A 12,218-nucleotide genomic window follows, 5' to 3' on the forward strand; every position below is an offset into this window, starting at 1 on the left:
TGGGAGGGCATATGCAGCATCTTGTTTTTGTCTATGGAACCTTGAGGCAAGGTCAGTCCAATCACCATTATTTGCAGGGCTGCGATTTATTAGGGCAGTTTGATACACCTAAGGAATACGCACTTTTTGATTTAGGTGCCTATCCGGCGATGATTTTGGGAAAGAAAAGTGTCGCTGGTGAGGTCTATATCATTAACGACGAAATTTTAGAGTCGCTCGATCGGCTAGAAGATGTTCCTGTTGAGTATCGTCGCGAGCAAATAGAGACTATATTTGGATTAGCATGGGTATATTTGTATCAGCTTGATCTAACAGCTAATAAAGAAATACTTTCGGGTAACTGGTGTCAGCGGAACAATGATTCCTAACTAGTTAATCACCTTACGAGACAACAAAAAGCCAGCACTGAGGTGCTGGCTTTTTAATAGCGTTAGTTTGAGAATGAAATGAGAGGGTTACTCAGGGTTCAGCTCAAGAAACTCTTCTACTTTACGTACCATTTTTGTTGAACCAACGAAGAAAGGCACACGTTGGTGTAGCTCAGTTGGTTTGATATCCATGATACGCTGTGCACCGTCTGATGCAATACCGCCAGCTTGCTCCATAAGGAAAGCAATAGGGTTGCATTCATAAAGCAAACGCAATTTACCTTGAGGGTGGCTCTCTGTACTTGGGTATAAGTAGATGCCGCCTTTTAGCAAGTTACGGTGGAAATCAGACACAAGAGAACCAATGTAACGTGACGTGTAAGGGCGGTTATCGCTTGGCTCGCTTTCCTGACAGTATTTGATGTACTTCTTAACACCGGTTGGGAAGCGGATGTAGTTACCTTCGTTGATCGAGTAGATCTTGCCTTCGTCTGGAATCATCATGTTTTCATGAGATAGACAGAAAGTACCCAGAGATGGATCGTAGGTGAAACCATTTACGCCAGCACCAGTTGTGTAAACCAGCATGGTTGAAGAACCGTAAATTACGTAGCCGGCAGCTACCTGTTTGTGACCTGGTTGCAGGAAGTCTTCTTGAGTCGGTGGTGTTCCGATTGGAGAGACACGGCGGTAGATAGAGAAAATCGTACCAACCGATACATTTACATCGATATTTGATGAACCATCAAGTGGGTCCATCAACACGACGTATTTTGCGTTTTTGTTGAGCTCTTTATTGAAGGCAACCGCTTCGTCTTCTTCTTCACTTGCAACACCACAAACTTGGTCACGGGCTTCTAGAGCCGCTTTAAATTTGTCGTTCGCGTAAAGGTCTAGCTTTTGCTGCTCTTCACCTTGCACGTTGTCTGTACCAACAGCGCCAGTGATGTCGACTAGGCCAGCCTTGTTGATCTCACGGTTAACAATTTTTGCAGCAAGTCGAATAGACGACAAAAGGGATGATAGATCACCGCTTGCATGGGGGAAGTCACTCTGTTTCTCAACAATGAACTCACCAAGGGTGCGCATCTCAGACATGTTATTTCCTTAAACTTCTCTCAATATTAGGGGGGATTTGAGCACTGTAGATTCGGCCTCTTGAGTGGGCTTTATTCATCTAGACGCTTACCTAAATTCTAAAGGTTAGATCTTTTTAATGGTAATGAACTAAGCGACACAGATCTCACTTACTATGTCGACTCAATTTGTTTTGCATTGCCGCTCGCTTTTAATCGCCATTTAATGATAATGAGTGCAAGCCGTTTTAATTAGGCACTGTTTATTTAGCCAAGCGTTTGGAAGCAATTTATGCATATTCATATCTTAGGAATTTGTGGCACCTTCATGGGTGGTGCTGCGGTATTGGCTCGTCAATTAGGTCACAAGGTTACGGGTAGTGACGCGAATGTTTACCCACCAATGAGCACCTTGTTGGAATCACAAGGGATTGAAATTATTGAAGGGTTCAACCCTAGCCAATTAGAACCAAGGCCAGATCTCGTGGTTATCGGTAACGCAATGAGCCGCGGTAATCCGTGTGTTGAGTATGTGTTGGATAACAACCTTAGATACACCTCTGGTCCTCAGTGGTTGCAAGAGTTCTTACTGCATAACCGTTGGGTGTTAGCGGTATCGGGAACGCACGGTAAGACCACGACATCAAGCATGTTGGCTTGGATCTTGGAAGACTGTGGCTATGCACCGGGCTTCTTAGTTGGCGGAGTGTTGGGTAACTTTGGTATCTCTGCTCGCCTTGGTGAAAGCATGTTCTTCGTGGTAGAAGCCGACGAATACGACAGTGCTTTTTTCGATAAACGATCTAAGTTCGTTCATTACCACCCAAGAACCTTAGTGATGAATAACCTAGAGTTCGATCATGCGGACATCTTTGACGATCTTGAAGCGATTAAGCGACAATTTCATCATTTGGTTCGCACTGTGCCAAGTAATGGTCGCATTTTCTCACCTAAGCAAGATACGGCTATTGAAGATGTTCTATCTCGTGGGTGTTGGAGTGAGACTGAATCGAGCGGCGAACTTGGCGATTGGGATGCTAAGAAACTGGTTAAAGATGGCTCCAAATTTGAGGTCTATTTCCAAGACGAATGTGTTGGAACCGTAGACTGGGATTTGGTTGGCGATCATAACGTAAGTAATGCCTTGATGGCGATTGCAGCTGCACGTCATGTGGGCGTGACACCTGACCTTGCTTGTGAATCACTAGCTACCTTTATTAATACTAAGCGCCGTTTGGAGTTTAAAGGCGAGGTGGCAGGTGTGTCTGTTTATGATGATTTTGCTCATCATCCTACAGCGATTGAACTTACTCTGGGTGGCTTACGTAATAAGGTCGATACGAAAAAAATCATTGCTGTTTTAGAGCCTCGTTCTGCCACCATGAAGCGTGGTGTGCATAAAGAAACCTTGGCTGATTCGCTTAAACAAGCGGATTCTACCTACTTATTCCAACCGGATAACATTGATTGGTCAGTTCAAGATGTTGCAGACGCTTGTCACCAACCGGCACACGTGAGTGATGACATGGATGCATTCGTTGCTAAAATTGTCTCAGAGGCACAAGCTGGCGACCAAATTTTGGTAATGAGTAATGGTGGCTTTGGTGGCATTCATCAAAAACTGTTGGATGGATTGGCACTCAAAGGCTAACGGCATCCACGACCTTATAATTTGAAGTAATTGAGAACATGACAAAACACGATAAAGCGATAACCCTTGCTTTCACTGGCGCATCCGGTGCGCCTTATGGCCTGCGTTTACTTGAATGCCTTTTGGCAGCCGATTATCAGGTCTACTTGCTGATTTCATCGGCAGCGCGAGTGGTATTGGCGACCGAGCATGAACTTAAGTTACCTGCTGGGCCAGATGCGGCGAAACAAGCTTTGGTTAAACATCTTGGCTGCGACCCTGAAAAGCTGGTGGTGTGTGGCAAAGATGATTGGTTCTCGCCGGTTGCCTCTGGTTCAGCAGCACCTAAACAGATGGTCGTTTGTCCATGTTCAGCGGGAAGCTTGGCTTCGATTGCTCATGGTCTATCAGATAACCTGATTGAGCGAGCAGCAGACGTAGTCATGAAAGAGCGAGGCCAATTGTTGTTGGTGGTTCGCGAGACGCCATTTTCGACGCTTCATCTCGAGAACATGCACAAACTTTCGACCATGGGCGTAACGATCATGCCTGCAGCTCCGGGTTTTTATCATCAACCCAAGTCAATTGAAGATCTGGTCGACTTTATGGTGGCGCGTATTCTAGATCACCTTGGTATCGAACAAGGTTTAGTGCCACGTTGGGGTTACGATCAACGTAATTGATCCAAACTTGATAGCTTATTGTTAAAAATCAAATTACAATTCTGAACACTCATCGGGGAGCGAACCATTCAAATAATGAATGCGAGCTGAGATCAAGCAGGTGCTTGGGACCCGTAAACCTGAACCAGATAATGCTGGCGTAGGAATTGAGTTAGGAACAACCTCTACCGTTCTCCTCCCTCAAACCTGTGCCGCTCAGACCATGGAGAGCGTCCAGTGAAATTCACATTAACTACCCTTGCTGTTACTACAGCTATTTCTTTTTCTGCCTTTGCTGCAGACAACACTTTGACTGTATACACCTATGACTCTTTTGCTGCGGATTGGGGCCCTCGTCCTGCCGTTGAAAAAGCATTCGAAGAGAAGTGTGGTTGTGATGTGAATTTTGTCGCTCTAGAAGATGGCGTGTCTATTCTGAACCGTTTACGTCTTGAGGGCGGCAACAGCAAAGCCGATATCTTGCTAGGTCTCGACAACAACCTGATGGCTGAAGCGAAAGCGACGGGCTTATTGGCTGAGCATAATGTTGATACGTCATCGGTAACGCTTCCTAATGGTTGGAACGACAGCACTTTTGTACCCTATGACTTTGGCTACTTTGCTTTTGTTTACAATAAAGAGAAACTGGAAAACCCGCCGAAGAGCTTGAAAGAACTGGTTGAGCAGCGTGATGATCTTAAGGTCATCTACCAAGATCCACGTACATCAACACCAGGCCAAGGCATGATGCTTTGGATGAAATCAGTATACGGTGATGAAGCGACAGCAGCATGGAAGAAGCTTGCTCAGAAAACAGTGACTGTAACCAAAGGCTGGTCTGAAGCTTACTCTATGTTCCTAGAAGGCGAGTCGGATTTAGTGTTGTCTTATACAACGTCTCCGGCTTACCACATTATTGCAGAGAGCGATTCTAAGTATGCAGCAGCAAGCTTCGAAGAAGGGCATTACACTCAAGTGGAAGTGGCCGCTAAGGTTAAAGGCAGCAAGAACGAAAAGCTTGCTGATGAGTTTATGGCGTTTATCCTAAGTGATGAATTCCAATCGGCGATGCCAACAGGCAACTGGATGTACCCAGTGACCGATATTGAGCTTCCAAAAGGGTTCGAGCAACTTACGGTTCCTCAGAAAGCGCTAAGCTTTACGCCCGAAGAAATTGCAGCTAAGCGTAAGCCATGGATTCGTGAATGGCAGAGTGCACTTACTTTTTAATTTGCTTTTAAAAAATTAGCTTTCTAACTTTCTGTATTTAAAGGTTTGTTCGATGTTAACTGAGCGAACCATTTACGGTAAAAAATCAATCTATGATAAAGAAAACACCTAAGGTTGGGATTTGGGTAGCGATACTCATTACCGCCTTCGTGGTTTCAGCAGTTGGGGCATTGCTTAGCAATGCCCCTTCTCTTGATATCAGCCAAGTATGGTCCGATCCCTACTATTGGCATGTAACGAAATTCAGTTTTTATCAGGCGACACTCTCAACGGTGCTGAGTGTTGGCTTTGCTATACCTATTGCTCATGCGCTGTGTCGTAGACAATTTTTTGGACGCGCTTTGTTGTTAAGGCTGTTCGCGTCGACCTTAGTCCTGCCAGTGTTAGTGGGTGTATTTGGCTTACTTGCGATCTATGGCAATAGTGGTTGGTTAGCTAAGTTTTTGGCGAACTTCGATATTGAATTGCCATTTTCCATATACGGATTGAATGGTATTTTGCTGGCGCACGTTTTCTTCAACTTGCCTTATGCCAGTCGCTTACTTCTGCAAGCGTTAGATACCGTGCCTGCCGAGCAACACAAGCTTTGTGCTCACTTGGGTATGAGTCATTGGAACAAATTCAGATGGGTTGAATGGCCTCGCTTAAGACAGCAATTACCACATGTGTGTGGCTTAGTCTTCATGTTGTGTTTTACCAGCTTTGCTACCGTGATGGCGCTAGGCGGTGGACCTAAATCAACCACTATCGAGCTCGCTATTTATCAGGCGATTAAATTCGACTTTGACCTTCAAGCTGGTGCCTTGCTCGCGATATGGCAAATGCTGCTGTGTGGTGTGCTAGCGGTGAGCATTCAACGCCTATCGAAGCCTATTTCAGTGACGGCCAGTCAGCTGTCGGAAGAGAAATATTTGGTTAAGGACAGCTGGTGGTCAAAAGCTTGGGATAGCTTTTGGATCATCATAGTCTCAATGCTGGTATTGCCGCCATTAGCTATGGTTATCGTCAATGGAATTAACTCGCAGGCATTAACCGTACTCAGCAGCGAGCCGTTTTGGGCGGCGTTAATGACCTCGGTTAAAGTTGCGTCATTAGCAAGTGTTATCGCAGTTGGTATTGGTATCGCCATACTACTGACTAGCCGAGCATGGCGTTTACAGAACAAGAATTTTCGAGCCGATAAAATCGAGCTGATTGGCGCTATTATCTTGGTGACTCCGGGGCTGGTGATCAGTACGGGTATCTTCTTATTACTGCGTTCATTCACCGATGTATTCAGTTTAGCTTTCTTTATCGTGATTGCCGTCAACAGCTTAATGGCGCTGCCTTACGTAATTAAAACCCTAGCTCAACCTATGCTGCATTTGTCTCAGCAGTACCAGTATGTGTGTGCAAGCTTGGGTATGACAGGTTTCACGCGTTTTAGGTTAGTGGAGTGGCGAGCATTGCGTAAGCCGATGGCGCAAGCCTTCTCGATCAGCTTTATGTTGGCGATGGGTGATTTAAGCGCGATTGCCTTGTTTGGTAGCCAAGATTTTAGAACTCTGCCTTTGTACCTATTCCAATTGTTAGGCAGCTATCAAATGGAAGCGGCGGCGGTAGTTTCTGTGAGCTTACTGTTATTGAGTGTCGGCAGCTTTAGCTTAATAGAATTCTTATTTACTCGAAGATCTAAGCTCGATGCTAAAGAATTAAGGAACCGATGATGTTAGTGATGAAAGATGTGGATTACCACTATCACAGAGAGTTGTTTAGCTTTGATTTTCAAGCTGAGCAGGGCGATATTGTTGCGCTTATGGGGCCGAGTGGTGCGGGTAAGTCTACACTGTTGGCGCTAGTTGCTGGTTTCATCGAGCCTACATCGGGTGAGATATCAGTGGCTGGGCAGTCGCTTATTGGTAAAGAAGCACATCAGCGTCCGTTGGCGATGTTGTTTCAAGAGCACAACCTGTTTGCTCACCTTACGGTGCGAGAAAATATTGGTTTAGGTCTGCATCCAGGTTTAAAGCTTACTGCAACCCAAAAGCAAGCTGTGGAGCAAGCCGCAGCGCAAGTTGGCGTCGCTGAGTATTTGGATAGGTTGCCTGAGCACTTATCCGGCGGTCAACGCCAGCGTGTTGCGTTAGCGCGTTGTTTTGTCCAACCTCATGATATTTGGCTGCTTGATGAACCTTTCTCTGCGCTTGATCCTTTGCTGCGTGAAGAGATGCTTAGCTTAGTGAAGCGATTAGCGGCAGAGCGAAATATTACGGTCTTGATGGTGACTCACCATTTAGGTGACGCACGCAGTATCGCGAATAAGTTTGTGTTTGTGGCGCTAGGTAAGGTGTTGGTTGAAGACTCGATAGAGGCACTGACGGCGGATCATCCACAGACAGAATTAAGCTCATTTGTTAAAGCGGGTGAGTGACGATTCATCACTCTTGTTTAATCTCTCTGATATTGAGTACGTAGAAAACAAAAAGACCTAGCATGCGCTAGGTCTTTTATTGTCTTACAGAATAAAGCGACAAAGATTAGTCTTCTAGCTTTAGCTCTTTTAAGATTTGGAAGATTTCACGAGAAGCCTTTGCTGGCTTGTTCGCTGATTTCTCTTTGTTAGCTTGGCGAGCTAGCTGACGAAGACGCTGACGGTCTGCTTCAGGGTACATTTCCATTACTTCTGAAATAGCCGCATCACCTTCAGCAACAACACGATCACGCAGTTGCTCAAGCTTATGTAGTTCAGCTGTTGCTTGTGAGTGCTTGTTACGTACTTTATCCAAAGCCGCTTGAATTGGCTCAGGATCAACATTGCGCATTACTTTACCAATGTATTGAAGTTGACGGCGCTTCGCTTCATTTTTAAAGCGTTGTGCATCTTTAATCGCTTGTGCCAAATCTTCAGACAGAGGAAACTTGTCTAATACAGAAGGCTTCAGGGAAACAAGTTCTTCCCCCAGTTTTTGTAGCGCTTCCATGTCGGTTTTCATTTCTGTCTTACTTACCCAGATGATTTCTTCTTCTGGTTCCCATGGGGCTTTTTGGTTTTTGCGAGCCATCTTTTCTGCCTATGTCACTATCTCAAACGAATATATTGCCTATTTTAGCAAGAATCTTGGGGAGAAAGCGAAATTCTTGTTATCCTACGTAATATTGACCTAAAAAATTAGAATAGATATGGATGTAAAACAGCAAGTCGCCCAGCAAAGAGTTGAGCTAGAAGCCGCAGTAGCTAAAGCGTTGGATATGGCATCAGTGAGTGCAGACGCAGCTGAGGTCGCTATTACTAAGTCAACGGGTTTAAGTGTTTCAACACGTATGTGTGAAGTGGAAAACGTTGAATTTAATAGTGATGGTGCGCTAGGTATTACTGTTTATCGCGGCCAGAAAAAAGGCAGCGCATCTACATCTGATCTGAGTGAAAAGGCGATTGCTCAAACCGTCGCGGCCGCACTTGATATCGCTCAGTATACTTCTGAAGACCCATTTGCCGGTCCTGCGGCAAAAGAATACATGGTAAAAGAAATTCCAGATTTGGATCTTTTTCACCCTGATGAACCAAACCCTGACTATGCCGCTGAGATTGCGATTGCTGCTGAGAAGCAAGCGTTAGCTTATAGCGATAAGATCAAACAGAGTGATGGCGCAAGCTACGACAGCCACTATGGCGTTAAGGTTTATGGTAACAGCCATGGCTTACTAGCAAGCTATGCTTCTAGTCGTCATAGCACGAGCTGCTGTGTAATTGGACAAGGCGCTAACGGTGAGATGGAACGTGACTACAGCTACACCGTTGCACGTCACCGTGACGAGCTGTGGACGCCTGAGCGTGTAGGTCAAGAAGCTGCAGAAAAGACCATTAGCCGTTTGGATGCGAAAAAGCTACCAACAGGCCAGTACCCAATTATGTTCGCTAATGATGTGGCAACTGGCTTGATTGGTCACCTTGTTATGGCGATCAGTGGCGGTAACCTTTACCGCAAGTCGTCATTCCTATTGGATCATCTCGGTCAGAAAATCCTACCTGACTGGTTTAACATTTCTGAGCGACCACATATCTTGCGTGGTTTGGCTTCAAGCCCATTCGATAGCGAAGGTGTGTTCACTCAAGATCGTGAAATCATCACTGACGGTGTGCTAGCAACTTACCTACTAACGAGCTATGCCGCACGTAAGATGGATATGACGCCAACCGGTCATGCTGGTGGTATTCATAACTGGTTCGTTAAATCGACCGGTCAAAACTTTGAGCAGATGCTAAAAGAGTTGGGTACTGGCTTCCTAGTCACTGAAGTGATGGGCCAAGGCGTAAACACCGTAACGGGTGATTATTCACGTGGCGCTGCAGGTTTCTGGGTTGAAAACGGAGAGATCCAATACCCAGTATCAGAAGTAACAATCGCAGGTAACCTAAAAGACATGTTTACTCAGATTGTTGCTGTGGGTAACGACGTAGAAACACGTTCGCAAATTCAAACGGGTTCTATCCTGCTTGAGTCGATGAAAGTCGCGGGTGAGTAATTCAATTAAAGCGAATCTGATGAATTAAAAAAGGGAGCCGTGGCTCCCTTTTTGTTTTCTGTATTTCGCCAAAAATTGGCTAGCTGCTTATGCTAACTAGATCAGTATGGTCGCTAAGCCTAGGAACACCGATAGGCCAATAACATCGGTTACTGTGGTCAGTGCCATACCGCCAGCAAGGGCTGGATCGATATTCATCTTCTTCAACATCACTGGGATAGTTACACCAGCAATACCTGCGACAATCAAGTTGGTCATCATCGCCGCTGAGATGATGCCTCCCAGTATCCAGTTACCTTTCCAAGCTACAACGATACCACCAATGATAACGGCCCATAGAACGCCGTTTAGGAAGCCGATGGCTGCCTCTTTGAGTAGCAGTTCGCGTTTGTTACTGTCACCGATATGACCGAGTGCCAAACCACGAATCACCAGAGCAACGGTTTGGTTACCCGCAACACCCCCCATCGAAGGCACGATAGTCATCAGAACCGCAATCGCTGCCATTTGATCGAGCGTTGCTTCAAACATGTTTGATACAGATGCTGCCGCCAGTGCTGCGAGTACGTTAGCACCAAGCCACACACTACGACGACGAGCAGATTTTACGACCGGTGCGAAGGTATCTTCGTCATCGTCCATACCCGCCATACTCATCATTGAGTGTTCGGCATCTTCACGGATAACATCAACCACGTCATCGATGGTGATACGACCAACAAGGTGCTGGTTACTATCGATGACAGGCGCAGAAACCCAGTTACGACGTTCAAACAGGCTCGCGATATCTGACGCACTGGTTTCTACCGCGATCGCTTCGTCGGCATCATCCATCACTTCTGAAACAGGGACATCAGGTTGAGTCGTTACTAGCGTGGTAAGTGATAGGTTACCGATAAGACGTTCTTCTTCATCAATAACATACAGAGCATCAGTTGCATCCGGCAGTTCGCCACGCATACGCATGTAGCGCAATACAACGTCAATATCGACATCACCACGAATCGTGATTACGTCGGTGTTCATGATCGCACCCGCTGAATCTTCAGGGTACGACAGGGCAGTTTCAACTAATGCACGATCGACGGAGTCCATTTGAGAAAGGACTTCGCGAGAAACATCGTCGGGTAGGCTTCGAAGTACGTACGCGACGTCATCGGTTTCCATACCTTCGGTTGCTTCTGCCAAGGTCTCAGGTGCCATTTTCGACACAAGAGCATCTTTGACGTCTTCGTTTAGTTCATCAAGAATTTCACCGTAGTCTTCAGGATCGGTGAGTTGCCAGAGTACGTCACGACTTTTGCGAGGGGAGGCTTCTAAAAGGTGTGCAATATCCTCAGGTTCCATGTCCTGAAGTTGTCGGCGTACGTGAACAAATCGGCCGTTTTCTAGGGCTTCGCTGACTTCTTGGAGGGTTTGGTGAGCTTGGTCGAATTCTAATTGCTCTGCCATATTTTCCTCCTATCTCATTATTCTTACAATGCTTGGAATAGTAACTTAATTCTAGGGCTTATTTAAATCATAAACTTAGGTAGAACTAAGATTTAATATAGGTTGGTTCACCGTTTGAGTTTGCGGTGTTGTGAGTAAAGCGTCTTAGCTACTCACCCTCATCAAATTTATCTTCGATAAGGTGGCAAACGGCATCAAGTGCTTGTTGTGAATCAGTACCCGAAGCTTGAATCGTGATGTGTTGGCCTTGGGCTGACTCCAGCATCAATAGTCCCATTACGCTGTCTGCGGTGGCACTTTTATCTTCTTCACTATGAATTGTGATAGTGGCATCAAAGCTTTGTGCAAGCTCAACCAACTTTACGGCTGCTCTAGCGTGAAGACCCAAGCGATTTTGGATCAGTACAGTTCGAGTTAATTCCATGGTTAGCCCTGTTGGTGCTTCTCTAGGGAGGCGTGTCTGATTTGAACTTGATGGCCAAGTTGCTCAAAGTACTCACCAATTTTCTGGGTTAGATAAACCGAGCGGTGTTTGCCGCCAGTACAGCCAATCGCGACCGTTAGGTAACTGCGATTGTTCTTCTCTAACATTGGTAACCACTGTTCAACAAAGCCTTGGATCTGTTGCTTGAGTTCCAGAACTTCTGAGTGTTCTTCTAGAAAGGAGTGAATTGGTGCATCTAGCCCGGTTAGTGGTCGTAGTGCAGGTTCCCAGTGAGGGTTTGGTAAGAAGCGAACATCAAACACGTAGTCGGCATCGCTTGGCAGACCAAATTTAAAGCCGAAAGATTGAAAGACAATGATTAGTTCTTGCTTCTCTTTGCCTTCGACTTTAAAGCGCACTTTTTCACTCAACTCGTAGAGGTTGCAGTCACTGCTATCAATCACAATGCTGGCTTGCTCTGCTAGAGGACTGAGAAGTGTCTTTTCTAAATCAATAGCCTGCTCTAGAGAAAGTTTCTCTTGGCCAATTGATAAAGGGTGGATTCTGCGGGTTTCGCTGTAGCGCTTAAGGAGTGTCTGCTTGCTGGCATCGAGGAACAATACATCAACATCGATGTTTGTAGCTGACTCGAGTTGCTCGAGCGTGTCGGTGACTAACTGAGGCTCTTTCGGTAGGTTACGTATATCAATACTTACCGCAACGTTTTGGTTGCTTTCGCGTACCGATTCGACAAAGTTCTTGAGCAGGTTTACTGGTAGATTATCGACACAGTAATACCCCAAGTCTTCTAGGACTCGTAACGCAACACTTTTACCGGCCCCTGATTGGCCACTAACCACGATTAATCGCATG

Annotated in this window: 12 protein-coding genes and 1 riboswitch; of the genes, 7 read left to right on the top strand and 5 right to left on the bottom strand. The window is 45.8% G+C overall.

The annotated features are described in order from the left end of the window. Positions 1–11: 11 nt before the first annotated feature. Positions 12–368, top strand: a complete 357-nt coding sequence (locus AB6D58_RS11690) for a gamma-glutamylcyclotransferase (RefSeq protein ID WP_017069403.1) — start codon at positions 12–14, stop codon at positions 366–368. Between the two features lie 87 nt (positions 369–455). Here the strand turns inward: AB6D58_RS11690 and fbp are convergent, their stop codons facing one another. Beyond that, on the bottom strand, positions 456–1,466 hold the full coding sequence (gene fbp, locus AB6D58_RS11695) for a class 1 fructose-bisphosphatase (RefSeq protein WP_008220458.1): 1,011 nt from the start codon (positions 1,464–1,466) through the stop codon (positions 456–458). Positions 1,467–1,736: 270 nt separating this feature from the next. Here fbp and mpl point away from each other — a divergent pair, with 270 nt between their 5' ends. The 5 genes from mpl to thiQ all read left to right on the top strand — a co-directional run bounded on the left by mpl (position 1,737) and on the right by thiQ (position 7,376). Continuing rightward, entirely contained in the window at positions 1,737–3,095 is a 1,359-nt protein-coding gene (gene mpl, locus AB6D58_RS11700) for a UDP-N-acetylmuramate:L-alanyl-gamma-D-glutamyl-meso-diaminopimelate ligase (protein WP_102394284.1), read from the top strand. A gap of 38 nt (positions 3,096–3,133) precedes the next feature. Further along, complete coding sequence (locus AB6D58_RS11705; protein WP_016787846.1) at positions 3,134–3,757, top strand: flavin prenyltransferase UbiX; 624 nt, start codon at positions 3,134–3,136, stop codon at positions 3,755–3,757. 43 nt (positions 3,758–3,800) lie between these two features. Continuing rightward, positions 3,801–3,920: riboswitch (TPP riboswitch) on the top strand. A 53-nt stretch (positions 3,921–3,973) separates the two neighbouring features. Then, positions 3,974–4,966, top strand: coding sequence for a thiamine ABC transporter substrate binding subunit (thiB, locus tag AB6D58_RS11710; RefSeq protein WP_017058906.1), 993 nt, complete (start codon positions 3,974–3,976; stop codon positions 4,964–4,966). Between the two features lie 92 nt (positions 4,967–5,058). Continuing rightward, positions 5,059–6,672 carry a thiamine/thiamine pyrophosphate ABC transporter permease ThiP gene (thiP, locus tag AB6D58_RS11715; protein WP_017071294.1) on the top strand — a complete coding sequence of 538 codons (1,614 nt, stop codon included), beginning with the start codon at positions 5,059–5,061 and terminating at the stop codon, positions 6,670–6,672. After that, on the top strand, positions 6,672–7,376 hold the full coding sequence (thiQ, locus tag AB6D58_RS11720; RefSeq protein ID WP_017071293.1) for a thiamine ABC transporter ATP-binding protein: 705 nt from the start codon (positions 6,672–6,674) through the stop codon (positions 7,374–7,376). The genes thiP and thiQ overlap by 1 nt, the downstream gene beginning before the upstream one ends. Positions 7,377–7,482: 106 nt before the next feature. Here the strand turns inward: thiQ and yjgA are convergent, their stop codons facing one another. After that, the gene (gene yjgA / locus AB6D58_RS11725) at positions 7,483–8,007 is read right to left on the bottom strand and encodes a ribosome biogenesis factor YjgA (protein WP_102394283.1); all 525 of its coding nucleotides are present in this window, start codon (positions 8,005–8,007) and stop codon (positions 7,483–7,485) included. 118 nt (positions 8,008–8,125) lie between these two features. Between yjgA and pmbA the strand changes: the two genes are divergently transcribed. After that, on the top strand, positions 8,126–9,469 hold the full coding sequence (pmbA, locus tag AB6D58_RS11730) for a metalloprotease PmbA (protein ID WP_017058910.1): 1,344 nt from the start codon (positions 8,126–8,128) through the stop codon (positions 9,467–9,469). Positions 9,470–9,565: 96 nt separating this feature from the next. Here the strand turns inward: pmbA and mgtE are convergent, their stop codons facing one another. The 3 genes from mgtE to rapZ all read right to left on the bottom strand — a co-directional run bounded on the left by mgtE (position 9,566) and on the right by rapZ (position 12,217). Beyond that, complete coding sequence (mgtE, locus tag AB6D58_RS11735) at positions 9,566–10,921, bottom strand: magnesium transporter (RefSeq protein WP_102394282.1); 1,356 nt, start codon at positions 10,919–10,921, stop codon at positions 9,566–9,568. Positions 10,922–11,069: 148 nt separating this feature from the next. Continuing rightward, positions 11,070–11,345, bottom strand: a complete 276-nt coding sequence (locus tag AB6D58_RS11740) for an HPr family phosphocarrier protein (protein ID WP_008220439.1) — start codon at positions 11,343–11,345, stop codon at positions 11,070–11,072. Between the two features lie 2 nt (positions 11,346–11,347). Beyond that, on the bottom strand, positions 11,348–12,217 hold the full coding sequence (rapZ, locus tag AB6D58_RS11745) for an RNase adapter RapZ (RefSeq protein ID WP_102394281.1): 870 nt from the start codon (positions 12,215–12,217) through the stop codon (positions 11,348–11,350). Position 12,218: the final 1 nt, after the last annotated feature.

Origin of the sequence: Vibrio sp. 10N.239.312.D08 (assembly GCF_041466145.1) — a bacterium.
Classification (GTDB): Bacteria; Pseudomonadota; Gammaproteobacteria; order Enterobacterales; family Vibrionaceae; genus Vibrio; species Vibrio crassostreae_C.